29 protein-coding genes and 1 pseudogene are annotated in these 24,767 nt (G+C 59.8%); 15 read left to right on the forward strand and 15 right to left on the reverse strand.

Annotation, left to right across the window (positions count from 1 at the left end; all coding sequences use genetic code 11):
* Window positions 1-63 precede the first annotated feature (63 nt).
* On the reverse strand, window positions 64-987 hold the full coding sequence (locus tag M2401_RS02035; RefSeq protein WP_259099052.1) for a LysR family transcriptional regulator: 924 nt from the start codon (window positions 985-987) through the stop codon (window positions 64-66).
* Window positions 988-1,051: 64 nt separating this feature from the next.
* On the opposite strand from M2401_RS02035, the gene M2401_RS02040 reads away from it, so the two are divergent.
* The 3 genes from M2401_RS02040 (at window position 1,052) to M2401_RS02050 (ending at window position 3,763) form a co-directional block, all read left to right on the forward strand.
* Window positions 1,052-1,366 (forward strand): 3-phosphoglycerate kinase, encoded by a 315-nt coding sequence (locus tag M2401_RS02040; protein WP_259099055.1) that lies wholly within the window; start codon window positions 1,052-1,054, stop codon window positions 1,364-1,366.
* Between the two features lie 266 nt (window positions 1,367-1,632).
* Complete coding sequence (locus M2401_RS02045; RefSeq protein WP_259099056.1) at window positions 1,633-2,232, forward strand: FMN-dependent NADH-azoreductase; 600 nt, start codon at window positions 1,633-1,635, stop codon at window positions 2,230-2,232.
* A gap of 190 nt (window positions 2,233-2,422) precedes the next feature.
* A complete protein-coding gene (locus M2401_RS02050) occupies window positions 2,423-3,763 on the forward strand; it encodes a DEAD/DEAH box helicase (protein WP_259099058.1) in 1,341 nt (446 codons plus the stop codon).
* A gap of 289 nt (window positions 3,764-4,052) precedes the next feature.
* Here the strand turns inward: M2401_RS02050 and M2401_RS02055 are convergent, their stop codons facing one another.
* The 5 genes from M2401_RS02055 to M2401_RS02075 form a co-directional block, all read right to left on the reverse strand.
* Window positions 4,053-4,331: a hypothetical protein gene (locus M2401_RS02055; protein WP_259099060.1), complete on the reverse strand. Its 279-nt coding sequence runs from the start codon at window positions 4,329-4,331 to the stop codon at window positions 4,053-4,055.
* A gap of 61 nt (window positions 4,332-4,392) precedes the next feature.
* Window positions 4,393-5,262, reverse strand: coding sequence for a DUF6279 family lipoprotein (locus tag M2401_RS02060; protein WP_259099062.1), 870 nt, complete (start codon window positions 5,260-5,262; stop codon window positions 4,393-4,395).
* A 176-nt stretch (window positions 5,263-5,438) separates the two neighbouring features.
* On the reverse strand, window positions 5,439-6,155 hold the full coding sequence (locus tag M2401_RS02065) for a TorF family putative porin (protein ID WP_259099064.1): 717 nt from the start codon (window positions 6,153-6,155) through the stop codon (window positions 5,439-5,441).
* Between the two features lie 167 nt (window positions 6,156-6,322).
* Window positions 6,323-6,817, reverse strand: a complete 495-nt coding sequence (locus M2401_RS02070; RefSeq protein ID WP_259099066.1) for a hypothetical protein — start codon at window positions 6,815-6,817, stop codon at window positions 6,323-6,325.
* 185 nt (window positions 6,818-7,002) lie between these two features.
* Window positions 7,003-7,191, reverse strand: a complete 189-nt coding sequence (locus tag M2401_RS02075) for a hypothetical protein (RefSeq protein WP_259099868.1) — start codon at window positions 7,189-7,191, stop codon at window positions 7,003-7,005.
* 176 nt (window positions 7,192-7,367) lie between these two features.
* Here M2401_RS02075 and M2401_RS02080 point away from each other — a divergent pair, with 176 nt between their 5' ends.
* Both M2401_RS02080 and M2401_RS02085 read left to right on the forward strand, forming a co-directional pair.
* A complete protein-coding gene (locus M2401_RS02080) occupies window positions 7,368-8,204 on the forward strand; it encodes a S1 RNA-binding domain-containing protein (protein WP_259099068.1) in 837 nt (278 codons plus the stop codon).
* A 234-nt stretch (window positions 8,205-8,438) separates the two neighbouring features.
* Window positions 8,439-8,840: a DUF2177 family protein gene (locus M2401_RS02085; protein WP_259099071.1), complete on the forward strand. Its 402-nt coding sequence runs from the start codon at window positions 8,439-8,441 to the stop codon at window positions 8,838-8,840.
* A gap of 14 nt (window positions 8,841-8,854) precedes the next feature.
* Here M2401_RS02085 and M2401_RS02090 read toward each other — a convergent pair whose 3' ends face one another.
* The gene (locus tag M2401_RS02090; RefSeq protein WP_259099074.1) at window positions 8,855-9,235 is read right to left on the reverse strand and encodes a hypothetical protein; all 381 of its coding nucleotides are present in this window, start codon (window positions 9,233-9,235) and stop codon (window positions 8,855-8,857) included.
* A gap of 248 nt (window positions 9,236-9,483) precedes the next feature.
* Between M2401_RS02090 and M2401_RS02095 the strand changes: the two genes are divergently transcribed.
* The 3 genes from M2401_RS02095 to def all read left to right on the forward strand — a co-directional run bounded on the left by M2401_RS02095 (window position 9,484) and on the right by def (window position 11,387).
* Complete coding sequence (locus M2401_RS02095) at window positions 9,484-9,675, forward strand: CsbD family protein (protein WP_259099077.1); 192 nt, start codon at window positions 9,484-9,486, stop codon at window positions 9,673-9,675.
* 180 nt (window positions 9,676-9,855) lie between these two features.
* On the forward strand, window positions 9,856-10,797 hold the full coding sequence (locus M2401_RS02100; RefSeq protein ID WP_259099079.1) for a YihY/virulence factor BrkB family protein: 942 nt from the start codon (window positions 9,856-9,858) through the stop codon (window positions 10,795-10,797).
* Window positions 10,798-10,847: 50 nt separating this feature from the next.
* Window positions 10,848-11,387 (forward strand): peptide deformylase, encoded by a 540-nt coding sequence (def, locus tag M2401_RS02105; protein ID WP_259099081.1) that lies wholly within the window; start codon window positions 10,848-10,850, stop codon window positions 11,385-11,387.
* Between the two features lie 62 nt (window positions 11,388-11,449).
* Here def and M2401_RS02110 read toward each other — a convergent pair whose 3' ends face one another.
* Complete coding sequence (locus M2401_RS02110; protein ID WP_259099083.1) at window positions 11,450-11,860, reverse strand: GNAT family N-acetyltransferase; 411 nt, start codon at window positions 11,858-11,860, stop codon at window positions 11,450-11,452.
* Entirely contained in the window at window positions 11,857-13,047 is a 1,191-nt protein-coding gene (locus M2401_RS02115) for an MFS transporter (RefSeq protein WP_259099084.1), read from the reverse strand. The genes M2401_RS02110 and M2401_RS02115 overlap by 4 nt, the downstream gene beginning before the upstream one ends.
* Window positions 13,048-13,207: 160 nt before the next feature.
* On the opposite strand from M2401_RS02115, the gene M2401_RS02120 reads away from it, so the two are divergent.
* The 4 genes from M2401_RS02120 (at window position 13,208) to M2401_RS02135 (ending at window position 16,584) form a co-directional block, all read left to right on the forward strand.
* Window positions 13,208-14,149 (forward strand): fatty acid desaturase, encoded by a 942-nt coding sequence (locus M2401_RS02120; protein ID WP_259099086.1) that lies wholly within the window; start codon window positions 13,208-13,210, stop codon window positions 14,147-14,149.
* A 27-nt stretch (window positions 14,150-14,176) separates the two neighbouring features.
* Window positions 14,177-14,962 (forward strand): phosphate/phosphite/phosphonate ABC transporter substrate-binding protein, encoded by a 786-nt coding sequence (locus tag M2401_RS02125; protein ID WP_259099088.1) that lies wholly within the window; start codon window positions 14,177-14,179, stop codon window positions 14,960-14,962.
* Between the two features lie 18 nt (window positions 14,963-14,980).
* On the forward strand, window positions 14,981-15,994 hold the full coding sequence (locus M2401_RS02130; protein WP_259099089.1) for an ABC transporter substrate-binding protein: 1,014 nt from the start codon (window positions 14,981-14,983) through the stop codon (window positions 15,992-15,994).
* A gap of 152 nt (window positions 15,995-16,146) precedes the next feature.
* Window positions 16,147-16,584: a nucleoside deaminase gene (locus M2401_RS02135; RefSeq protein WP_259099091.1), complete on the forward strand. Its 438-nt coding sequence runs from the start codon at window positions 16,147-16,149 to the stop codon at window positions 16,582-16,584.
* 172 nt (window positions 16,585-16,756) lie between these two features.
* On the opposite strand, the gene M2401_RS34410 is transcribed toward M2401_RS02135, so the two are convergent.
* The 3 genes and pseudogenes from M2401_RS34410 to M2401_RS02145 form a co-directional block, all read right to left on the reverse strand.
* Entirely contained in the window at window positions 16,757-17,296 is a 540-nt protein-coding gene (locus M2401_RS34410; RefSeq protein ID WP_409033874.1) for a methyl-accepting chemotaxis protein, read from the reverse strand.
* A pseudogene (locus tag M2401_RS34415) lies at window positions 17,294-18,076 on the reverse strand (PAS domain-containing protein); the annotation flags it as partial. The gene M2401_RS34410 and the pseudogene M2401_RS34415, both read right to left, overlap by 3 nt.
* A gap of 149 nt (window positions 18,077-18,225) precedes the next feature.
* A complete protein-coding gene (locus M2401_RS02145; protein ID WP_259099096.1) occupies window positions 18,226-19,221 on the reverse strand; it encodes a diaminopimelate epimerase in 996 nt (331 codons plus the stop codon).
* Window positions 19,222-19,398: 177 nt separating this feature from the next.
* Here M2401_RS02145 and M2401_RS02150 point away from each other — a divergent pair, with 177 nt between their 5' ends.
* Both M2401_RS02150 and M2401_RS02155 read left to right on the forward strand, forming a co-directional pair.
* On the forward strand, window positions 19,399-20,220 hold the full coding sequence (locus tag M2401_RS02150) for an alpha/beta fold hydrolase (protein WP_259099097.1): 822 nt from the start codon (window positions 19,399-19,401) through the stop codon (window positions 20,218-20,220).
* Window positions 20,213-21,373: a PAS domain-containing sensor histidine kinase gene (locus M2401_RS02155; protein ID WP_259099099.1), complete on the forward strand. Its 1,161-nt coding sequence runs from the start codon at window positions 20,213-20,215 to the stop codon at window positions 21,371-21,373. Before M2401_RS02150 ends, M2401_RS02155 begins: the two co-directional genes overlap by 8 nt.
* A gap of 125 nt (window positions 21,374-21,498) precedes the next feature.
* On the opposite strand, the gene tnpA is transcribed toward M2401_RS02155, so the two are convergent.
* Window positions 21,499-21,915, reverse strand: a complete 417-nt coding sequence (gene tnpA, locus M2401_RS02160; protein WP_259099102.1) for an IS200/IS605 family transposase — start codon at window positions 21,913-21,915, stop codon at window positions 21,499-21,501.
* Between the two features lie 23 nt (window positions 21,916-21,938).
* Here tnpA and M2401_RS02165 point away from each other — a divergent pair, with 23 nt between their 5' ends.
* Window positions 21,939-23,150 (forward strand): transposase, encoded by a 1,212-nt coding sequence (locus tag M2401_RS02165; protein WP_259099106.1) that lies wholly within the window; start codon window positions 21,939-21,941, stop codon window positions 23,148-23,150.
* A 91-nt stretch (window positions 23,151-23,241) separates the two neighbouring features.
* Here M2401_RS02165 and M2401_RS02170 read toward each other — a convergent pair whose 3' ends face one another.
* Window positions 23,242-23,847 (reverse strand): LysE family translocator, encoded by a 606-nt coding sequence (locus tag M2401_RS02170; protein WP_259099109.1) that lies wholly within the window; start codon window positions 23,845-23,847, stop codon window positions 23,242-23,244.
* Between the two features lie 53 nt (window positions 23,848-23,900).
* Complete coding sequence (locus M2401_RS02175) at window positions 23,901-24,737, reverse strand: AraC family transcriptional regulator (RefSeq protein ID WP_259099111.1); 837 nt, start codon at window positions 24,735-24,737, stop codon at window positions 23,901-23,903.
* Between the last annotated feature and the right edge of the window lie 30 nt (window positions 24,738-24,767).

The raw sequence follows: 24,767 nt of genomic DNA on the forward strand, positions 1-24,767 counted from the left end.
CGCTCCTACAATGCATTACCTCGAAATTCAGTCCGTTATTTTCGCTGTAGCGGCGGTTGTTAATCAGGCCTGCTGCGGCGCGGCAAACGGCGCACTCAAGGGTGCCGTGTCGAAATTGCGGATCAGCTCGATAAGGATCTGCGTCGCCGGGCCCAGGGGTTTGTCCTTGCTTGAATAGAGGTAGAACTGCGGATTACGGCTGCCGCCCTTGTCCATCGGCAGGGGCTTGAGCACGCCTTCGCAGATTTCCCGCTCGATCATGTGCCGAGGCAGCCAGCCAAAGCCCAGGCCGCTGCTGATAAAGGTCGCGGCGGTGGCCAGGCTGCCAACGGTCCAGCGCTGCTCGGCGCCGAGCCAGCCGACGTCTCGCGGCTGCTGGCGGCCGGAGTCGCGGATCACCACTTGCAGCTGGCTTTCCAGATCCTGGAAATTCAGCTCGCGGTGCAATTGATGCAGCGGGTGTTCCGGGTGAGCTACGGCGACGAATTCCACCGAACTCATTTCCGTGCCCAGGTAGCCAGGAATGCTGAAGCCGCTGATGGCCAGGTCCGCAACGCCTTCGAGCAGCACTTCCTCGACCCCGGACAACACTTCTTCGCGCAGACGCACCCGGCAGCCGCGGCTTTGCGGCATGAAGGCGGTCAGGGCGCGGACCAGACGGGCGTTGGGGTAGGCGGCGTCCACCACCAGGCGCACTTCAGCCTCCCAGCCTTGCTCCATGTGATGAGCCAGGTCTTCCAACTGGCTGGCCGACTTGACCAGTTGCCGCGAACGGCGCAGCAGCACTTCACCGGCTTCGGTGAGCACGGCCTTGCGCCCGTCGATGCGCAGCAACGGCACGCCCAACTGATCCTGCATGCGCGCCACGGTGTAGCTCACCGAGGACTGCGAGCGATGGAGGATTTCGGCGGCCTGGGCGAAGCCGCCATGATCGACCACGGCCTGCAGGGTGCGCCATTGATCGAGGGTCACGCGGGGGGCTTTCATCTATGGCTCCATAGTGGCTGTTTGGACTACTCTGGCAGCCTTAAAAAAACAAAGAGACTGCCCAATGAAAAGAATCTGTTGTGTGCTGCTGGCGCTCCTGCCCCTGAGTGCCTGGGCCTATCCCATCGATGTGACAAAACAGGTCAAGGGCGTCGAGGTCGACTACACCAGCCATGACACGTTCTACGACACCGGTTCCATTACCCTGAACAACTATGGCAGCGTCGACGCGCAATGCAGCCTGGTGTTCCGCAACGGCCCGGAATCGCCGCGCAACCGCCACGTCACAGTTGCCGCCAAGAGCAGCACCGACGTCTCGGCCAAGTTCAATCGCAGCATCATCAAGCTGCGCATTGATGTGAGTTGCGAGCCGAAATAGCTGCTGGCTCTCGGATTGCGTTGTGGGAGCGGATTCATCCGCGAGGACGGCATTGCCGATTCAAAAGATGTATCGGGTATACCGGCCTATTCGCGGATGAATCCGCTCCCACAAACCATTAGTCATAGTCGAAAGAGTAGAGCGAGCTCACGAATAAAACAAATTATTCGATTGATAGAAGCAGATTTTTCAGCTTTTTAATCGATATATCCCTGTCTAAGCTTCACTCCATCGACTCAAGACACCCTTCGATGGAGGCAACATCCATGTCCCGCGTACTGATCATTGAAAGCAGCGCCCGTCAGCAAGATTCGGTTTCCCGTCAACTGACCCGCCAGTTCATCAGCCAATGGCAAGCGGCGCATCCTGCCGATCAGATCACGGTGCGCGACCTGGCCAGCGAGCCGGTGCCTCATCTGGATTCGACCCTGCTCGGTGGCTGGATGAAGCCCGACGAACAACGCACGCCGGCTGAACAGGCTGCCCTTGAGCGCTCCAATGTGCTGACCGAAGAACTGGTCGCCGCCGATGTCGTGGTCCTGGCCGCGCCCATGTACAACTTCGCCATCCCCAGCACCCTCAAAGCCTGGTTCGACCATGTGCTGCGTGCCGGCGTGACCTTCAAGTATGGCGAAACCGGTCCCCAGGGCCTGCTGGTCGGCAAGCGCGCCTTTGTCCTGACCGCCCGTGGCGGAATCTATGCCGGCAGCAGCCTTGATCATCAGGAACCCTACCTGCGTCAGGTACTGGGTTTTATCGGGATTCACGATGTCAGCTTTATCCATGCCGAAGGTCTGAACATGGGTGGCGACTTCGTGGAAAAAGGCATCAACCAGGCCATCGCCAAGCTGGCTAAGGTGGCCTGATCTGCTGGTCCCTGGATGACATTTGTGGGACCGGCTTTAGCCGGGAATGCGCCTTTCCGGCTAAAGCCGGTCCCACAATCAGACTCGTTTCTGAGCAAAATTCGCCCGTTGACGTAAAGAAATTCGGCCCCGGCGCCGGAAACCGTTACGCTATACGACTGTATTTTTGTATTTCATCGAGGTAGCACCCGTGTTTTCCCAATTCGCCCTGCATGAACGCCTGCTTAAAGCTGTGGCCGAGCTGAAATTTGTCGAGCCTACGCCTGTGCAGGCGGCGGCCATTCCATTGGCCCTGCAAGGGCGTGACCTGCGGGTGACGGCGCAAACCGGTAGCGGCAAGACCGCTGCATTCGTCCTGCCGATCCTCAACCGACTGATGGGCCCGGCCCAGGTGCGCGTCGACATTCGCGCGGTGATCCTGCTGCCGACTCGCGAGCTGGCGCAGCAGACCCTCAAGGAATTCGAGCGTTTCTCCCAGTTCACCTTCATCAAGTCCGGGCTGATTACTGGCGGCGAAGACTTCAAGGTCCAGGCCGCCATGCTGCGCAAGGTGCCGGATGTGCTGATCGGCACGCCGGGTCGCCTGCTGGAGCAGCTCAATGCGGGCAACCTGGATCTGAAAAAGGTCGAAGTGCTGGTACTGGACGAAGCCGACCGCATGCTTGACATGGGTTTCTCCGAGGACGTCGAGCGTCTGGTCGGCGAGTGCCCGAACCGTGAGCAGACCATGCTGTTCTCCGCCACCACCGGCGGCGCCGGCCTGCGCGACATGATCGCCAAGGTGCTCAAGGATCCACAGCACCTGCAACTCAACAGCGTCAGCGAACTGGCCTCGGGCACGCGTCAGCAGATCATCACTGCCGACCATAACGTGCACAAGGAACAGGTGCTCAACTGGCTGCTGGCCAACGAGACCTATCAGAAAGCCATTATCTTCACCAATACCAAGGCCATGGCCGACCGCCTGTACGGCCGTCTGGTTGCCCAGGAATACAAGGCGTTCGTGCTGCACGGCGACAAGGACCAGAAGGATCGCAAGGCCGCGATTGACCGTCTCAAGCAGGGCGGCGTGAAGATCCTGGTGGCAACCGATGTGGCGGCCCGGGGTCTGGACGTCGATGGCCTGGACATGGTCATCAACTTCGACATGCCGCGCAGTGGCGATGACTACGTGCACCGCGTCGGCCGTACCGGTCGTGCCGGGGCCGAAGGTCTGGCGATTTCGTTGATCTGCCACGGCGACTGGAACCTGATGTCGAGCATCGAGCGCTATCTCAAGCAGAAGTTCGAGCGTCGGGTGATCAAGGAAGTCAAAGGCACCTACGGCGGACCGAAGAAGGTCAAGGCGTCCGGCAAGGCTGTTGGCGTGAAGAAAAAGAAAACCGATGCCAAGAGCGACAAGAAAAAAGCCGTGGCCAAGGCCCCGACTCGCCGCAAGAGCGCCAACCGGCCCAAGCCCGACGCCCTGGTAAGCCAGGATGGTCTGGCACCGCTGAAGAAGCGCAAGACCCCGGCGCCGGCGGCTGAGTAAGCCAATGTCCGTTTAATTATCTAGTTAACGGAAGCCGCCTTGTTGGAGCGAGGCTTGCCCGCCAATCAGGCGGCGCGCAACTTATTGAATCACAGAGACTCTGTGGGAGCGAATTCATTCGTGAAGGCGGTGTTCCAGGCGATGAAGATGCGTCGAATGTACCGGCCTCTTCGCGAATGAATTCGCTCCCACAAGATTTGCTCCCTGCCTCGGTTAGTGTTTGCTGCGTGACAGCGCGGCGTCGTCGACGGGGCGGGATCTCCCACAGTACCGGTGTTTGCCGCGTTAGCTACCGAGTCTTCTCTGTGGCCTTATCCACTTCCTTGATCCGCTGATCAACCCGTTCGCAAGGATCGGGTGCCGTGTCCTTCGCGTCGGTCTTCAGGTCCATGCCTTTCATCTCCTTGTTGATCTCCCTGGCCTTGGCCGGGTCCTGCTGCGTGTCTTTTTTCACCTCCTGAGCCAGCTCGCCGCGTTTCTGCACGGCGTCTTCGGCGCTGCATTCGGCCCAGGCCGGTACGCTGCATAACAGTGTCAGGGCAGCGGTCAATCCCAGTAGCGTTTTCATAATAACCTCACCTTCCTAGTGGATATAAAGGTGGAGCTATTGGCGCTGGGAAAAGTTCAGTTCAGCTGCCGCCCAGGGCAGTTTTCAGGCAGTGCAGGTTGGTGAAGTCTTCGCGCATATCGGCGATCTTCTGCAGCAGGCGTTGCTGCTGTTCCGGGGTATTGGCGGCGACGATGTCGACCAGCAGGGCAATGGTCGCCTGTTCGGTGCGCTCGTAGGCGACGCGGTATTGCGGGGTCCAGAAGGTATGGCGGTCCTGCAGCAACTTACCGATGCGTTCGGCGAAGTCCGGCGAGCGGCGCTCTTGCACGGTCTTGACGAACAGCGCCTGCCAGTGAGCGCGGTTATCCAGCCAGTCACGATTCTGCTCGCCCAGTGACTGCGACCAGCTTTTCACCCTGGCCAGCTGTACCGGGCTGAGCTTGCCGACCCAGGGCGTGATGCGCTTTTCCATGCGCTCGGCGCGTTCGTCGATCTGGGTGGTCAGGGGTTCTTCGAGGAATTCCTTCTGATGCTTGCGCATGTCCTTGGCGAAGGCGTCCTGCATCTCCTGGACCTGCTTGTCATCCAGTTGCGCGAGCAGCTCCACTGCGGACGGCGTTATCTGCCGGGATATCTGGCTGATGGCGTCCTTGGCTTCGTTGGTGCGCGCCTGCAGCTCGGCCTGAGTCACCTGACGGGTTTCGACCATTTGCTGCAGACGATCGAGCCAACCGAGGTAGCCCGGCAACTGGGTACTGCAATGCCAACTCAGGTGCTGTTTGAGGCGGGTGTTGAGCCAGTCTTTCTGCGCCGAGTTGAGGCCCAGATAGTCATTGAGCGACCAGGGGATGATCAGGTCCAGATTGCGATACGCCAGATCCATGCGCGTGCAGGACAGCAACGACAAAGCCAGCAACGACACCATGAAGGCTTTTAGCAGGGCACGCATGTCTACTCCTCGAATGGCTTGCGTCGGCCTTGGAGGATAGCAGCGTCCCTTTAAGGACCTCACCACATTCGTAGGAGCGGATTTATCCGCGAAGGCGTCGGCACATTAAGCTCACCATCGTCTGACCCACCGATTCGCGAATAAATTCGCTCCCACCGATGATTGAGTCGGCAGGTCTAGAAAAACGAGCGTACCGCCTTGAGCGTGACCATCCCTTCACACTGCGGGTTATGCCCGCTGTAGACGCTGCAATCGCTGCCGGTCAGGCTCGAGCCGCTGTAGATCAGGTTCATGTCGATGCCCAGCCAGGGCCTGGACAGCTTCAGTGACCAGTCGTTGAACGCGCTGATCATGCCGCCGTCAGTGACTTCCTGGGGGCGGTCGAACTGGTGGTTGGCGTATTGCACACGCACCCCGAGCCCGAGTTCTTCGATGGCGCCGAAGTCGACGAACAGGGTGCTGTCGCGGCGGCCGACATCGTTGCTGAAGGCTGCGCCAATGCGGCTCTGGCTCAGGCGCAGACCGGCGTACAGCTCGTGGGTATCGAGCTGACTGGTGTCGGGGTAGCTGTAGCGGATCATGCCGACTTCATAGCCCAGGGTCTTGTCGAAGGGTTTCTTGAAGCCCATATAGGAATCCACTTCGAGGGCCGTGCTGGAGGTGGCACCCATGCTTGGCGCGTATTGGCCGAAGTAGAAACCGCTTTCGTGAGTCAGGTCCAGGCCGCCGTGGAACGACCCGCTACCGCTGGGGCTGATCAGCCCTTGGGCCATGCTGCGGGTGGGGGTGGTGGCGAGTTTCAGATCGAACGCGCCCAGTTCCCGTTCAAGGGTCTGAGCAGAGGCGCACTGGCCGGCCAATAACAGGCCGAAGGGCAAGAGGGTCTTGAGCATGGCTCACTCCTGGGATAGCAAAGGAGTGTGATCGGCAGACATCACGTAAAAATATCGGGGGTTGCGGCTGAAAACCGCGAATCAGAGCCTCGCAAGCATACCGGCGATAGCGCTGCATGGCGGACCGTTGGTCGATCCGCAGCACATTGATTGAACTTAGAGGGATTTTACGAGGCGGGCGCGATCAACTCGTTGAGTACTTCCACCGCCTGTTCGAAGGACGGATAACCGCTCTTGGCCACGTCCAACTGGTCATATTCGGCGCGATAGCGGGCCGATTTTTTCTGATCGGTCAGGCTCAATTGTTGAGTGAGCAGGGCGATGGCCAAGGGGTGTTTGCGATCAGCGGCGTCCTGCAGCAGGTCAACAATCTTCTGTTGGTCGCCGTGCTGACGAATCAACAGCACCGCTTCGTAGAATTCGGCTTCACCGGACGCATCCTGTTTTGCCGCCCGTTGCAGCAGGGCCATGGTCAGCTCGTCATGCTTGCGATCGTTCTCGCTGAGCAGCAGCTTGGCCTGGAGCATGTCGTTCTGATAAAGCAGATGGTCTGCCCGGCATTTGCCGTCGCTCAGGTGGCTTTCATTGAAAGAGTCGTTGCAACTGTGGGAGGCACAGCCACCCAGATAGATCATTGCGCCGAGAAGCATCCAGTTCTTCATTGTGGATTCCGCGATAGGGCTGGCTTTCGGGCACATCATGCCCAAGGTCATGTCGCTCTTCAACGAGCCTAGCAGGTGTGGCGCTAACGGGGGTAGGACAAGGGAGGAGGCGGGTGGTTCAGGAGAGGTCGAGCGCTTTGAAGGTCAAAGCGCTGGATGATCGACCGATGTTGCGGGGGCGATGCTTACTTTTTGCCCAGAGTGATCTGGCGCGATGGTGCGAAGGTCTGGCCGCTGACGCCTTTCTCGATCTGCTGGATCTCACCGCCGGACTTCAGGAAAGCTGCGATCTGGGCGTTGATCGAATCGCTCGTCTCAACGGCTGGAGCAGGTTTCGGCTTGGAGTGGGATGCTTTGATACGCATGGCAGTCATAGACCTATAAAAATTGATACGGCCTGCCAGTGTATAGGATTGACCCCATAATTGCTTGGTAAATATCCCTGCAAACCCTGGGCGATTGACGAATGGTGTCATTCGTTGGGCATGCCCGGCCACCGTCACCGGCAAACTCGGGTAGAATGCCGCCCTCGTTATGAGGGTATTTGGAAATGGCTTTAGTCGGGCGCTACAACAGCTTGCAAGTGGTCAAGCACACTAACTTCGGGTTGTATCTGGACGGCGCCCAGGACGGCGAAATCCTGCTGCCCAATCGCTATATCCCAAAGGATATTCCCAGCGAGGACGAAGACTGGCTCAACGTCTTCATCTATCTGGACAGCGACGACAAACTGATTGCCACCACGGAAAAACCCAAGGTCCAGGTCGGTGAGTTCGCCAGCCTCAAAGTGGTTGAGGTCAACAGTATTGGCGTGTTCCTCGACTGGGGCCTGCCCAAGGACCTGCTGCTGCCGTATTCCGAAGAGAAGCGCACCCTGCAGGCCGGCGACTACTGCGTGGTGCATGTCTATCTGGACAAACACACCCGGCGCATCACCGCCACGGCGCGGCTTGATCGCTACCTGGACAAGACCCCGGCCAACTACAAGGTGGGTGAAGAAGTCGACCTGCTGGTCGCTGAAGCCACCGATATGGGCTTCAAGGCGATCATCAACAACAAGCACTGGGGGCTGATTCACAAGAACGAAGTGTTCAAGTTCTTGCGTGCGGGCAAGCAGGAAAAGGGTTTCATCAAGGAAATCCGCGCCGACGGCAATATCAGCCTGAGCCTGCAACCTGTCGGCGCCCAGGCGGCCGACAGCCTCAACGACAAGATCCTCGGCAAGCTGCGCGACAACAACGGCTCACTGCCGGTCAGCGACAAGAGCGATCCGCAGGTGATCAGCAACCTCTTCGGCGTCAGCAAGGGCAACTTCAAGAAAGCCATTGGCGGCCTGTACAAGCAGGGTTTGATCGTCATTCATGCCGATCGGATTGAGTTGGTCTGATGAGGTAGATCTGTACAGGGCGAGCTTTGTGAAAGCGAATTCTGTGGGAGCGAATTTATTCGCGAATGCATTTTTCCAGGCGATGCAAATGCATGGCCTGTAACGGCCCCTTCGCGGATGAATCCGCTCCTACAGGGTCTTCACATAGGTTTCGCTGCAGCAACCGGATGAAAGGCTGAACCCTTTCGCCCCTGTTGCAGGTCATAGAGACTTGGCATCCACAGGGCTCTCCCCATGAAACAAACCCTCACCGCTTATATCAGCACGCTGCTGGCGTTCCTGGTCCTGGATGCTGTCTGGCTCGGTGTGCTGATGGCGCCTACCTACAAGGCCTGGCTCGGGCCGTTGATGCTCGACAAACCCGTGTGGGGTCCGGCGCTGGTCTTCTATCTGTTGTATGCCTGGGGGCTGGTGGCGTTTGTCGTGCTGCCTGCGCTGCGCCGTCATCGCCTGGGGCATGCGGCCAGTCGTGGCGTGTTGCTGGGGCTGGTGGCCTATGGCACCTATGACCTGAGCAACTGGGCCACCCTGCAAGGCTGGCCGGCGCAGATGGCGATTGTCGACATGCTCTGGGGCAGCTTTGCCTCGGCGGTGGCGGCCAGTGTCGGCTATTGGGTGGCGCGCAGGGTGTTGTAGCGGCGCGCCCGCGCTTATTTCTGCAGGAAGGTCGCAAAACTCAGGTTGGCGCCATTGGGGCGCATGTCCTTGAGGAACGAGTCCTTGTCCGCGCTCAGCTCCAGGCTGACCGTAGACTTGCGCTTGCCGGCATTGCGTACCACCACGCCTTCCAGATGATCACGCATGAACACCGTGGTGATCTTCAGGTGCAGCAGTTCGTCGCTTTCCGGCGTGTGCAGCAGCAGGTGCATCCACTCGTACTGACCCACTTGCAGGCGGGTGATGGGCAGGTCGAACCACCAGATATTGCGGTTTTTGTTGAGCACGGCGAAGTGGGTGTTGTTAACCCCGAGCACGGCACCGCCCAGTTGCTGGTTACGACGGGCGATGGCCTGCTTTTTATCGAGTTTCATATAAGTCCTGTGGATCAGTTCATTCAGCGCGACAGCGTTGCGCATTCTCAAGGCTGGCTGCGTAAACGCAAAGCCAAAGTTGCAGGGAATGACGAAATGTTAGTACCCATCTCATGGGCGTGTCCCGACGAGCGGCAGTCACCACCGGCGAAATAATTGAAACTCTCGGCAAAAAGGCCCGGTCAACCTATATGTCGAGGTTATGACATTTGATTTTCATTGCGGTCCTTAGACCCAGGAGACATCACATGAGCAGCACAAGCGATAAAGCAAAAGGTATGGCCAACGAAGCAGTCGGCAAAGTGAAGCAAGGCGTCGGCAAGGCTACCGATAACGCACAACTGCAAACCAAAGGCAAAGTCCAGGAACGCAAAGGCGAAGCCCAGCAAGCGGTGGGCAAAGCCAAAGACGCGGTGAAAAAAACCGTCGATCGGGCTTGATCACACGGCTCGATGTAACGTCTGACGTGTAGACAAAGCGGCCATCAAGTGATGGCCGTTTTTGTTTCTATGGGGATAAAGACTGAAACCTTTTATCGGTCGTCAAGTCCACTGAGCTACTGTAGAACGCCATGCCCCTGGTTAACCGGATGTTTGAGTGATGTCGTGTAAGGAGAGACCATGATTTTCCCGCAGATGAAGCGCTTGCCCATGAGCAAGGTCCTGGTCCGTACCGTGAAAGAGTTTCTCGACGACGAAATGTCTACCTATGCGTCGGCCCTGGCCTATCAGATGCTGTTTTCGTTGTTTCCCTTCCTGCTGTTCCTGATTGCCCTGATTGGTTTCCTGCACCTGCCGGACTTCTTTTCCTGGCTGCGCATGCAGTCTTCTCTGGTGCTGCCGCCTCAGGCGCTGGATCAGGTCAACCCGGTCATCGACCAGTTGCAACAGTCCAAGGGCGGCCTGCTTTCCGTGGGTATCGTCATTGCCCTGTGGACTGCGTCGGCGGGCGTTCGCTTGATGATGAGCGCGATGAACGCGGCCTATGACGTGGTCGAAGGGCGCCCGGTATGGAAGCGTATTCCGCTGTCGGTAATCTATACCGTGGGCATCGCCATTATGCTGCTGGCCGCTGCGGGGCTGATGGTCACCGGGCCGCAGGTTATGAGCTGGCTGGCCTCGCAGATCGGCATGGAAGAATTCATCGTCACCTTGTGGACGATCCTGCGCTGGCCGCTGATTATTATCCTGATGATGGTGGCGGTGGCGTTGATCTATTACGTCATGCCTGATGTGAAGCAGGAATTTCGCTTCATCACGCCAGGGTCGGTACTGGCCGTGGTGGTGTGGATCATTGCGTCACTGGGCTTTGGTTATTACGTCAAGACGTTCGCCGACTACAACGCGATGTACGGCAGCATCGGCGCGATCATCGTGCTGCTGCTGTATTTCTACATCTCGGCGGCGGTGCTGCTGCTGGGAGCGGAGATGAATGCGGTGATCGAGCACATGTCCAGCGAAGGCAAGGATCCCGGAGAGAAAGTCGCGGGCGAGAACGACTCCCACGAAAAGCAGCATGTATCCGGCCTCGGTCATCAGACCGCTCCGGTGCAGCCACATTGACGAATGCTGTGGCACGATAGGGCATCGCGTCGAACTCACAAGGCCTCGCCATGATTTACGAAATTCTGAAAATGGGTGATCCGCGGCTGCTGCGTATTGCCCCGCCGGTCCCGACGGAGATGATCGGGTCACCGCAGTTGCAGCAATTGATTGCCGACATGTTTGAAACCATGGAAAGCGTTGGCGGAGTCGGTCTGGCGGCGCCGCAGATCGGTATCGACCTGCAACTGGTGATCTTCGGTTTCGCCCACAGCGAACGCTATCCTGACGCCGAAGCTGTGCCGCGCACCATTCTGCTCAACCCGCTGATCACCCCCCTGAGCCCGCTGATGGAAGAGGGCTGGGAAGGTTGCCTGTCGGTGCCGGGCCTGCGCGGCGCGGTGGATCGTTATCAGAGTATTCGTTACGAAGGCCTCGACCCGGACGGCCAGCCCATCGTGCGTGGCGCCCATGGTTTTCATGCCCGTGTCGTGCAGCACGAATGCGATCATTTGATTGGTCGGCTGTACCCGTCGCGAATCACCGACTACAGCAAGTTCGGCTTCACTGAAGTGATGTTTCCGGATCTTGATCCGAATGCGGACGACTAAAGATCGCTGTTGCGATCTGCACATTTTTTGTGGGATCGGCTTTAGCCGGGAAAGCGATATGCTCAGGTTGTGCGCATGGCAATCAAAGGCTTCGTCCGCCCATACCGCCGCAGCCGCTCCGCCAACTCCCTAGGCAGCTCTTCGCACGCAACAAACCCCGCCCGCTGATAAAACTCCGCCAGTTCCGGGTGGCAGAACAGCCACACCGGCCCTGTTCGGGCCTGTAAAACCTGCGCCAGCAAACGCCCGGCCACCGCCTGCCCACGCCATTGCGGTGCAACGAACAGGCCGGTCAGCCAGTGCCCCTCGGCCACCGCAGTCAGATTCAGGGCGGCGATGATCTCCTGCTGTTTCGCCACCCACAGGGTCGCGCCCTTGGTCGCGCGCATGGGTGAGCGATGGCTGCGGTAGAACTTGTCAGCCAGGGGCAGCAGGGTGTCGGGCAGGATGGCGAAGGTGATGGCCTCGCTCATGCCGGTTTCATCTCTACTGTGCGGAACACCCAAAGGGTCAGCGCACCGATGAGCACACTGGCCCCGGCCAGCAACAGGATTACGCTTTGGGTGCCCAAGGGGGCGGCCAGAAGCGCCACCAACAACCCCGCCAAGGGTTGCGACAGGTTATTCAACAAGGTGATGACGCCCACGGTCTTGCCGAAATCCTGCACCGGAATGACCCGTTGGCGCGTGCTGCGAATGTAGATATTGAACATCTTGTCGAAGCCGACGATCAGCAGGAAACCCGCTACATAGCCGCCTGCAGTCGGGCTCAGCGCGGTCATCAGCGCGCCGAGGCAGATGACGACGTATGCCAGGCCACCGAGCAAACGCCCGGGCAGGGTCACTCGCGCCAACACCAGCAGGATGACAATAGTGGTGACGGCCCCGGCGGCTTGCAGTGCCGCGTAGTCACCCTCGGGCCGAGCGTACTGGCCGATCAGCATGGCCGCCGACGTGGCAAGGGTGACACCCACCAGCAGATTCACGCCCACGGCCAGGCTGATGATCTTGCGCAGCTCACTCAGCGCACGGATATGGCCGAAGGCAATGCGCAGCGGTTGCAGCCAGATATCGCCATGCTGCTCGAAGCTCTGCAGAACAATGGCGCTATGGCGCTGCCAGACGCCCATGGCCAGGTCCGCGAGCAGAAACAGCACGGCAATCGCCAGCAGCACCCACTGCCAGGCCATGACATGCAGCAACAGCGCCGCCAGCAGCGGCCCCAATACCAGGCCGGTCTGATCAGCGATCTGCGAGTAGGACAGGGTCTTGGTGTAGCTGTACTGCTTGAAGATATGCGGCAGCAGGACTTCCCGGGCCATGATCCCTTGGGTGGTCAGTACCCCGCAGATTGCCGATAGCAGCACGATCCAGACAATCCCGCCAAACAGCAGCACCAAACCCAACGCCAATGCGCAGGCCAGGGCCCGGCACAGCTGGCTGATATGCAGGATGCGTGTCGGCGAGAAGCGGTCGCACAGGGCGCCGCAGAACGGAAATGCGAGAAAACGGGGCAGGGATTCGGCAAAGAACGCCAATCCGGCCCACGAGGCGCTCTGGGTGGTCTGGAACACGATCAGCGGCACGATGAACAGCAGGATCTGATCAGCCAGCCGGGAGAGAAACAAAGAGAGGAAAAACGCCAGATAGTCCTTGCGCACATCGACCTCATGTCAGGGGAGCAGGACCGCATCATACAGGGCCGGGAAATGGGCTGCGTTCTTGCATAGAACAATAGCGCCCAAGGATATAGCCAAATGATCTGCAAGAAATTCGGGTCAAGTTGCACATCCAGGTATTCGCCATGAAATGGAAGATGCGATGCCAAACTATCTCGACGAAGCCCACCGTGAAGAATTACTGAGTCTGCGTCATAGCTTTACCGGCACTACCGAATGGCCGACCTGGCTGCTGTGGTTGAGCGTGTTTGGCGGCTGGTTCGCTGTGATGCTGTTGAGCCCGAAACTGGGCCTGTGGCCGACAACGCTATTGATGATCCCCCTGGTGGTGCTGTGGCTGTCGGTGCAGCACGAGCTGCTGCATGGCCATCCGACGCGGCTGAACTGGCTGAACAAGATCCTCGGCTACGCGCCATTTGCCCTCTGGTATCCCTACACCCTCTATCGCGACAGCCACCTGCTGCACCATCGCGACGAAGACCTGACCCTACCGGGCATTGACCCGGAAAGCCGCTATCTCAGCCAGCAGCACTGGCAGCGTGTAACGCCATGGACGCGGGTCGTGCGCTGGCTGGACAAGACCCTGCCGGGTCGTCTTCTGCTTGGCGCGCCCCTGGCCCTGATCGCCCTGGCCCGTGACGAACTCCTGCGCCTGCGCGCCGGCCAGCGCCAGGCCTGGCTGATGTGGCTGACCCATGGCTTTTTCACCCTGCTGATGTTCGCCTTTATCACCCGTTACAGCATCCTGCCGATCTGGCACTACGTGGTGCTGATTACCTTGCCGGCGCTTGCGGTGTCCATGGTCCGCTCCTATTACGAACACCGTCCCAGCGAGCACCCGGAACAGCGCTCTGTGCTCAACGAAGCGGCGTGGCCGTGGAGCTGGCTGTTCCTCAATCTCAACTTGCATCTGGTGCATCACGACCTGCCGGGGCTGGGTTGGTACTTCCTGCCTCGGGTCTATCGGGCGCGGCGTGAGCAATGGCTGGCGCGCAGTGGTGGTTTTCTGGTGCGCGGCTATGGTGAACTCTTTCGGCGCCACAGCCTCACACCCATCGACAGCCCACAGCATCCCCATGCCTGATTCGCCAGCCTTGCATAGAGAACACCCATGACCCATGGCCTTGCCGAGCTACTGATGTACGTCGCACCCTCCCGAGTGCGCGAGGCCCAGGAGGCATGGTTGCAGGAGATACTCAAGCGACTGGACGCAGAGCGCTTGAGCGCCGCAGGCCTGGATCTGCCTCAACTCTGGCTGTCCCCGGAGCTGCTGCTGGCCCAAACCTGCGGCTACCCGCTGAAAACCCGCCTGCAAGGCAAGGTGCAGGTCGTCGGTCGTCCGGTTTATCGCCTGCCCCATAGCGGCGAGGGCAACCATTGCAGCCTGCTGCTGGTTCGTCAGGACGACCCACGCTCGACTCTGGCCGAGTTCTTCGGCAGCAATGGCCTGCTCAACAGCGCTGACTCCAATTCCGGCATGAACCTGCTGCGCCAGCGTCTGGCGCCGTTGCAGCAGGGCGGGCGCTTCTTTGGCAAGGTGTCTTTCAGTGGCGGTCATCGCGACAGCATGAGGCTGCTCAAGGCGCGGCAGGGCGATCTGGCGGCCATCGACAGCGTGACCTACGACTACCTGGCCCGTGATCACAGCGAAGAGGTCGCGGGCCTGCGCATTTTGACCCAGAGCGCCCTGAGCCCCTGCCTGCCCTATATCGCCGCATTGGATCGCGACCCTGAACCGATTCGTCTGGCCATGAATTCGGCACTTCTGGCGTTGCCGGAAGTCGCAGCAATACTGGCCATCGAGCAGGTTCTGCCTGCCAGCGAGGCCGACTACGAAGTGTTACTGGACTATGAACGCGAAGCGCAAGCCTTGGGGCTGGCGTCGATTAACCCCTGAGATGACCCCGAGGTGACCATGAACAAGATCAAACAACTAGTGGGTGGCTCGCTGCTGGCCCTGGGCATGCTTGCCCAGTCGGCCCACGCGGCGGACAAACCGGCACCGATCCACTTCGGTGACATCACTTGGGAGAGCGGCAGCCTGATCACCGAAGTGCTGCGCACTATCGTCGAGAAAGGCTACGGCTACCCCACCGATACGCTGCCGGGCAGCACTGTCAGCCTGGAAGCGGCCCTGGCCAAGAACGACATTCAGGTGATCGGTGAAGAATGGGCCGGGCGCAGTCCTGCCTGGGTCAAGGCCGAGGCCGAGGGCAAGGTGTTCGGCCTGGGTGATATCGTCAAGGGCGCCAGCGAAGGCTGGTGGGTGCCGGAATTCGTGATCAAGGGCGACCCGGCCAAAGGCATCAAACCCTTGGCGCCGGACCTCAAGTCGGTGGCGGACCTGCCCAAGTACAAAGACGTGTTCAAGGATGCCGAATCCCCGGACAAGGGCCGCTTCCTCAACAGCCCGTCCGGCTGGACCTCGGAAATCGTCAACACACAGAAACTCAAGGCCTATGGCCTGAACGACAGCTACGTCAATTTCCGCACCGGCTCCGGTGCGGCGCTGGATGCCGAGATCAGCTCGTCGATCCGTCGTGGCAAGCCGGTGCTGTTCTACTACTGGGCACCGACCCCGCTGCTGGGGCGTTTCAAGCTGATCAAGCTGGAAGAGCCGCCGTTCGACGCTGAAGCCTGGAAAACCCTGGCCGATGCCAGTAACCCCAACCCGCGCGGTACCCGCTCCCTGACGCCGAAGCTGGCCATTGGCGTGTCGGAGCCGTTCCACAAGCAGTATCCGGAACTGGTGACCTTCTTCCAGAAAGTCGATTTCCCCATCGACCTGCTCAACACCACCCTGGCGGACATGAGCGAAAAACGTGAGGAACCCAAGGCCGTGGCCCAGGCCTTCCTCAAGAATCACCCGGAAATCTGGAAGCAATGGCTGCCCGGCGATGTCGCTGACAAGGTGAGCAAGGCGCTGTAAACGCGGTTATATTCGCCTCGGGTGGGACCGGCTTTAGCCGGGAAGCCGTCGACAGGATCGATACATCTCTATCGCCTGTCAGATTGCTTTCCCGGCTAAAGCCGGTCCCACACTTTCAGGTAGCTACGCGTTGATTGACAGGAGGCAGCACCATGGACCCATTCATGCAGGCAGCGATTGACGAAGCTCAGAAGGGGCTGGACGAAGGCGGCATTCCCATTGGCTCGGTGATCGTCCACGACGGCAAAATCATCGGCCGCGGCCACAACCGCCGGGTGCAGGAAGGCAGCGCCATCAAGCACGGGGAAATGGACGCCCTGGAAAACGCCGGCCGCCAGCCAGCCCGCATCTACCGCGAAGCCACCCTCTACACCACCCTGTCGCCCTGCGCGATGTGCAGCGGCGCGATCTTGCTCTACGGCATTCGCAAAGTGATCGTCGGCGAGAACGAGACGTTCATGGGCGAGGAAGAACTGCTGCGTGGGCGTGGTGTACAGGTTGATGTGGTGCACAACCAGACCTGCATCGACCTCATGCGCGGCTTTATCGCCGCCAAGCCTGAGTTGTGGAATGAGGATATTGGTGAGTAGCCGATTTATCTGATCGCATTGAACCCTGTGGGAGCGAGGCTTGCCCGCGAATCAGGCGACGCGAAATGTTAGGCATATCGCGTCGCCTGATTCGCGGCCAAGTCCTGCTGCAACGCTCCAACGTCTGCCGGGCGACCGCGCGGTTTCAATGATGGTCAGATGTGCGCTGTTGTTAATTCAACTGCAACGTCGAATTGAACTGGCTGATGGCATCCACAACATGCCGTGAGCCTTGCTGGATTTCCAGGATCACTTCCCCCGCTTCAGTCGCCAGGTCCACACCTGTCCCCGTCCGGCTCAAACTCGACTGCATGCTGGCCACGGCACTGCGGGCCAGTTCGTTGTTCTGCCGGACCACATCGACGATCTCTATCGTGGCCTTGCTGGTTCGCGCCGCAAGGTTGCGCACTTCATCGGCGACCACGGCAAAACCACGCCCATGCTCGCCAGCCCGGGCGGCTTCGATGGAGGCGTTGAGGGCCAGCAGGTTGGTTTGCTCAGCAATGCTGCGAATGGTCTGGACGATGGTGCCGATGGCTTCGGACTGTTGATTGACCGCATCGAGACTGTGGGCCGCCGCCGTCAGGTCGCGGGAAATGTCCTCGATGACCTGCACCGTCTGTTGCACCACATCGGAACCCTTCTGCGCACAGGCATCGGTCCTGATCGAGGTGTCGTGGGCGGTCTTCGCTGCGCCTTGCTGGATGTTCATGGCCTCGGTGATGTCGGCGGCAAACTTGACCACTTTGTACAGACGGCCCTGGCAGTCGAACAAAGGATTGTACGAGGCTTCCAGGAACACGGTCCTGCCGTGTTTGTCGACCCGCTCGAAGCGGTGAGAATGAAACTCGCCCTGCTTGAGCGAGGCCCAGAACGCGCCGTATTCCGGCGAACCGGCTTCCTGAGGGGTGCAAAATATCCGGTGGTGTTTGCCCACCACTTCCGCCAACTGATAGTGCATGGTCTTCAGGAAGTTTTCGTTGGCGTTAATGATCTGGCCATCGGGGGTGAATTCGATCACCGCCATGGAGCGGTTGATCGCATTCATCAGGCTCTGGTTTTCGTATTCACGGGTGACTTGCTCGGTGACATCCGTGGCGACCTTGATCACGCTGGTGACCTGCTGATCAGCGCCGAACACCGGCATGTAGCTGGCCTGCAACCAGATTTCCCGACCGCTTTTATGCAGACGCAAAAAGCGCATGCTGATGGCCTTGCCCTGGGCCAGGTCCTGCCACAGCTGGCGGTATTCGGGACTGTTGGCAAAGGCGGGCTCGCAGAAAATGCGATGGTGTTTGCCGAGCAGTTCGTCCTGTTCGTAGCCCATGGTCCGGCAGAAGTTGGGATTGGCATCGAGGATAAAACCGTCCGGGCTGAATTCGATCATGGCCATGGAACGGCTGATCGCGGCAAGTTTGGCCTGGGACTGCTCAAGGGTCCTGGAGGAGGCTTGCAGCTTGGCTTCGACGGATTTGCGATAGGCGTTGAACATGGGCAGGTTCCTCTGCAAATGGCATCCATTCAGGACAACGAACACCGATGCACGAGGCCATGATCAGCGCCCGGAAGCCGGATTTTCTGAGCATAGCCAAGGGCCAGTTCTCTGCAAGGCACCCCTGTCCGAAAGGTGTAATGCCATGGTCAGGAAGTCTGCAGGCCTGCCACGCCAAACAGCAGCACCTGCTGCAACTCGCCATCCTGCTCAATCAAGCGTATCGGCGCCGTGCCGCCGGGCATGGTCACCTTGATTCGTCCACCCTGAACCCAACCGGCGCGCCAGCAGGCACTGGCTACCGCACTGGCACTGGTGCCCGAGGACGCCGTGGGGCCTTCGCCGCGCTCGAAAACCCGGGCCAGAATCTGATCCGAAGCCACGGCGCAGGCCCATTGCAGATTGACTCCGGCCGGGCAGGGATCACCTGCACCCAGCTCTCCGGCGGCAAAGGCGATGCGCGTCAGTTCAGTGTGCAGCGGTTCGTCATGCAGCGCGGCGAACGACGGCAGAGCCCCGGCGTTGCCTACCAGGGTGACGCAGTGCGGATTGCCGATACGCACGAACAGGCTGTGGTTCCAAGCCTGGTCGAGCTGCACCAGCGGCGTCACCCGACTGACCGGGCGATCATTGAGGAGGGCGCTGCCGACGCCCTGAGCGCCTACCGCTTGCGGGCCGAATGACGGTGTGCCCAGGTCCAGCCAGAAACCGTTAATGCCCTCGACCCGGGCGCTTTCGGCCAGAGTCTGCAGCGGGTTCGGCAGCTCGGCATTGCTGTGATGCACGCGCAGGGCGAAGGCCTTTTCCTGCAACACGCCGCTGTCCTTGAGGAACTGCGAAAAGATCGTCAGACCATTGCCGCTGCGCTCGGCCAGGGTGCCGTCGGTGTTGACGATCAACACGTCATACGGCGCCTGAGTCTGAAACGGTCCGATCAACAAACCGTCCGAGCGATGGGCCTTGGCCCCGGCAGGCGGGCGGTTATCCGGCCACAGGCACAGTGCGTCGATGGCCGCTTGCGCCCACTGTTTGCGGCTGGCGGCGGCCTGGGCAGGGTCTTCAGGCAGAGCGATGCCCAGCTCGCGCAGGGCTGAAGGGGTGATGACTGCGTAGAGGTTGCCGCGTGCGTCGTAAATCTGAGTCATGCCAGGGGTCCCGGACTGTCCAAGGGCGATGCGTATTTTGAGGGGCAATGGCGGTTAACGTGCAAGCCCCTCGATCACCTGGGAGGGCTTTGCCGCCTGAACGATGCTAATCTCGCTGTCTGTCTTGATTCTCGCCTGCGCCACGCTGCCGGACGGGATACCTGTGTGGGAGCACGGATGTCGGTTCAACTGCGTAACAACGTTCAGGTTTCCGGCAACGGCCCGCTGACCCTGGTATTTGCCCACGGTTTTGGTTGTGACCAGCATATGTGGCGGTTCATCGCGCCGTATTTTGCCGAGCGCTGCAAGCTGGTGCTGTTCGATCTGGTTGGTAATGGCCTGTCTGATTTGTCGGCCTATACCCCGCAAAAGTACGAGTCACTGGATGGCTACGCCACTGACCTGCTGGAGATCGTCGACCAGTTCGCAGGCGCAGGCCCGGTAGTCTATGTCGGTCATTCGGTGAGCAGCATGATCGGCGTGCTGGCCGAGCGACGGATGCCGGGGCGCTTTGCCGGCCATGTGATGGTCGGCCCGTCGCCGTGTTACCTCGACGATGGCGACTATCAGGGCGGTTTCAGCCGCGCCGATATCGACTCCCTGCTCGACACCCTGTCGAACAATTATCTGGGCTGGTCCAGCACCATGGCACCGATGATCATGGGCGCGCCCGGTCAGCCGGAACTGGGGGAGGAACTGACCAACAGTTTTTGCCGCACCGATCCGCAGATCGCCAAGCAATTCGCCCGGGTTACCTTCCTCTCCGACAACCGTGGCGATCTGGCGCATTTCCACAGCAAGGCGCTGATCCTGCAAAGCAGCGACGACCTGATCGCCCCCGTGCAGGTCGGCGACTACCTGCACCAGACCCTGGCGGGCAGCACGCTGCGCCTGATCGACAACGTCGGCCATTGCCCGCACATGAGTGCGCCGCAGCCCTGCATTGCAGCGATGAGCGTGTTTCTCGACGCTATCGAGGCAGAGCTGCGTTATGTCTGATACTGCGGATCTGCCGGACAGCGAAAGCCTGTTCGAACATGCGCCCTGCGGCCTGCTGCTGACCCTGCCGAGCGGCGAGATCAAGCGCGTCAACCAGACCTTCTGCACCTGGCTGGGCATGGAGCGCCAGGCGCTGCTCGGGCGGCGTATTCAGGATCTGCTGACCATGGGCGGCAAGATTTTCCACCAGACCCACTGGGCGCCGCTGCTGTTGATCCAGGGCTCGGTGGCCGAGGTCAAGCTGGACCTGCGCCACCGCGACGGGCACAGCATTGCGATGATCCTCAACGTGCTGCGCCGCGAACATGCCAGCGGTGTGTTCCATGAGTTGTCACTGTTCGTCGCCGAAGACCGCGACAAGTACGAGCGCGAGCTGATGGTGGCGCGCAAGCAGGCCGAAGACGCCCTGGCCGAGCAACTGGCGGTGCAGAAAGAACTGGCCATGGCCCAGACCCGCTTGCGCGTGGCCCACGCCGAAGCGCAGGTGCGGGCATCGTTCGCGGAACAGATGGTCGGTATCGTCAGTCACGACCTGCGCAACCCGCTGACCGCGATCCGCATGGCCAGCGGCCTGCTCGGCGAAGACCGTTTGGGGCCGCAGCAAACAAAGCTGCTGGGCCATATCACCAAGTCGGCGGAACGCGCCCACCGGATGATCACCGACCTGCTGGATTTCACCCAGGCCCGGGTCGGCAGCGGTATTTCGGTGAACCTGGCGCCCATCGATCTGCATGCCATGGTCGGTCAATGCCTGGATGAACTGCGCATGACCTTCGCCGATCGGCAGATCGTCCACGCCGCCAGCGGCCTGGGGCCGTGCATTGCCGACAGTGACCGGCTGTTCCAGTTGCTGGGCAATCTGATCGGCAACGCCATGGCCTATGGCGCGAAGGACGGCGTAGTGCGGGTGACGTCGACCATCGATGACAACGGCTTCACGTTGTCGGTACACAACACCGGCGAGGCTATTCCCGAGCCGCTGCAAGGCCGCCTGTTCGAGCCAATGGTGCGCGGCGTCGGTGACAACGACGAGGCGCGCAGCGTGGGCCTTGGGCTATTCATCGTGCGGGAAATCGCCAAGGCGCATCGGGGTGATGTGCAGGTGGTGTCGACTGCCGAAAAGGGTACGAGCTTTATCGTCAGTTGGCCCTGAGTGGTATCTGGACCGAGAATTGGAATGGGATGTGGGAGCCGGCTTGATCCAGTGCGCGGCAAACCTCGCCCTTCAGGGCGGGGAAGGATAGCGCGCACGGCATAGCAGTCCCTTGCCTTGGTTGGTTAATGCGGTGTCTTCTGCTGCTCAATGTACTGGCGAATAATTTCGATGGGGGCTCCACCGCAGCTACCCGCAAAATAGCTGGGCGACCAGAGTGCGCCGCCCCATAGCTTCTGACGGATGCTTGGGTAATGCTCCTTACGGATCATTCTGCTGGAAACGCCTTTCAAGCTGTTAACCAGTGTCGATACCGCAACCTTTGGTGGGTAGTTAACCAACAGGTGAACGTGGTCGTCCTCTCCATCGAACTCCACCAGTTCAGCCCCAAAGTCTATGCAGACACCCGTGAAGATGTGTCGCAGGTCATCCAGTATCACCTTGGTGAATACCTCGCGCCTGTATTTGGTTACGAAGACCAAATGCACATGCATTAGGAATACGCAGTGCCTGCCGTGCCGAATATCATTTTTTTTCGTCATAGACCAAGAGTATCATGGAGGTTATGCAACGACTCCAAGCCTTTAAATTCAAACTCATGCCAACCGGCGACCAGCAGCGTGATATGCGCCGCTTCTGCGGGGCATGCCGCTTTGTGTTCAATAAGGCCTTGGCATTGCAGAAGGAAAATCATGAAGCGGGGAACACATTCATCGGCTATGTAGCGATGGCAAAAAGACTCACCGCTTGGCGCAACGGCTCAGAAACACCCTGGTTGAAAGAGGCCCCTGTACACCCGCTGCAACATGCGCTCAAAGATATGGAGCTGGCCTATAAAAATTTCTTCGAAAAACGTGCCGACTTCCCACGTTTCAAGAAAAAAGGCTCAGGAGGTAGCTTCCGTTATCCAGACTCCAAGCAAATCAAACTGGATCAGGACAACTCACGCATTTTCCTACCAAAGCTTGGTTGGGTGCGTTACCGCAACAGCCGCCAAGTGCTTGGTGAGCTGCGCAACGCTACCGTTAGTCAGTCAGGCGGCAAGTGGTTCGTAAGCATTCAAACTCGCCGTGAAGTCGAACAACCAACACCGCACGGCAATGCGGTCGGCATAGACATGGGTATTTCGCGCTTTGCCACGCTTTCGGACGGTACGTTCTTTGCGCCGCTCAACAGCTTCAAGCGCCATGAAAACGCTTTGCGTAAAGCCCAGCAGGCGATGAGCCGAAAAACCAAATTCAGCAGTAATTGGAAACGAGCAAAAGCCCGTGTTCAGCGCATTCACAGCCATATCGGTAACGCTCGCCGCGACTACCTGCACAAAACCACGTCCAGCATCAGCAAAAACCACGCGATGGTCTGTGTCGAGGACTTGCAGGTTCGCAATATGTCCAAGTCCTCGGCAGGGGGCAGTGAGCAACCAGGCAGGAATGTTCGGGCCAAGTCAGGTCTGAATAAAGCGATTCTCGACCAAGGTTGGTCCGAGTTTCGTCGGCAACTGGACTACAAATTGGCGTGGAAGGGTGGATACCTCGTTGCAGTTGCACCGCACTATACGAGCCAGACCTGCCCATGCTGTGGGCATGTCTGCAAGGATAACCGGCAGACTCAGGCCCAGTTCCGGTGTGTCGAATGTGGTTTCGAGGATAACGCCGACGTTGTTGGTGCGATCAATGTTTTAAGGGCAGGACATGCCCGGTTCGCCTGTGAAGTGAATGGTGCTGTAAGGCCGTCAGCAGCAGGAACCCACCGAGGTGAGTTAGCCCTAACGGGCTAAACACGGTAGGAATCCCCTTCCTTTCCAGCTTGTCTGGCGAGGCCCTGCGTAGCAGGCTGAGAGGGAGGGGAGGATGTCAATCTGTAAAAGATCAAACCAACAACGTCATCCAGGTCGAGGCCAGCAACAGCAGGGCCATCACCCGGTTGAACCGCTGCATGCTCTTGGCCGAGCGAATGAACGTCGCTGCGCCAACCCCGGCAAAGGCCCAGGCGGTCATGCACGGAATCGCCACCGCAAAGAACGCCAGGGACAAATACAGCACGCGCAAGGTGCGGTCGGCATCGTGCCCGGCGAACACGCTGGTCACGGCCAGGGCCATCATCCAGGTCTTGGGGTTGATCAGTTGCAGGCTGGCCGCGCCGAACAGGCCAAGATCAGGGCCTTTCCTGGTCGTCTGGTTGGGATCGATGGCTTCGGCCGGGCTGCGGAAAATCTGCCAGGCCATCCAGCTCAGCCAGGCGATCCCTACCCAGGACATCACCGTCTGCAACGTCTGATGCCGAATCAACACATCGCCCAGGCCCATGCCCACCACCAGTACCAGCGCAGCGGCACCGGCACAGGCGCCGAGCACGATAGGGGTGGTGGCCCACAGACCGTGGCGCGAGCTATTGGTCAGGACCAGGATATTGGTCGGGCCGGGGGTAATGGAGGCGACAAAGGCGAACAACAGGAACGGCAGGATCGAAGACATGGTACGGCTCGGCAGCAATGGATCGTGGATTGATCATCGCCTTGCCGGGCGTTTCAGTCTGGAAGATTTGAGCAGCGCTTGCGGTAGTCGGCCGGGCTCATCCGATAGGCGCGCTGAAACCAGCGTCCCAGGTGGCTCTGATCGGAAAAACCGAGGGAGGCGGCGACGTCGCCCGGGGTCTGGCCGAGGGCGAGCAGGCGTCGTGCCCGAGCCAGACGCAGCTGGATCAGATAGGCATGGGGTGCGAGGCCAAAGGCGGCCTTGAAGGCGCGGGTCAGGCGAAAACGGTCGACGCCCGTGGCCTGGGCCAGGTCATCCAGGCCGATGTCCTGGTGCAGATGGCTGTGCAGGTAATCCCGCGCCCGTTGTGCCACCAGGGGCAGGCGCGGGTCCGGGTTGATGCGCTTACGCCAGCGCAGGTGCTGGGTCAGGCTGCCGAGCAGGTTGTCCAGGGTGGTCTGGCGCACGATGCGCAGGTCTTCGCTGTGCAGGGCACTGAAGGCCTGGGCGGTACACTCGGCCAGGCGCGGGTCGCGGGCCAGGGTCGCGGCAAAACTCAGCTCGCAATGCTCGGGGGCTTGTTCGAACAGGGCGCGCAGTTCCCGTTCCAGCCAATGCGGCTCCAGGTACAGGGTGCGGTAAGTGAAACCTTCGGACATGGGCGCGTCGCCATCATGGATTTCCCCCGGCTCAAGCAGGAACACGCCACCGGACGTACTTTGATGGCGGACGTGGCGGCAGTGAAACTGCTGCACTCCCTGTTCGGTCAGGCCCACCAGATAGCTGTCATGCCAGTGCGGATCATAGGCATGGCCCTCGAAGTGCGCACGGATCGTCTCGATGCCGGATTCGGCGTCCTGCTTGAGAGTGATCCAGTTCTGCGTGGCCATGCCGCCGCTCCGATAACAAAGACGTTCGTC

The sequence above is a fragment of the Pseudomonas sp. JUb42 genome, from assembly GCF_024807945.1.
Taxonomy (GTDB): domain Bacteria; phylum Pseudomonadota; class Gammaproteobacteria; order Pseudomonadales; family Pseudomonadaceae; genus Aquipseudomonas.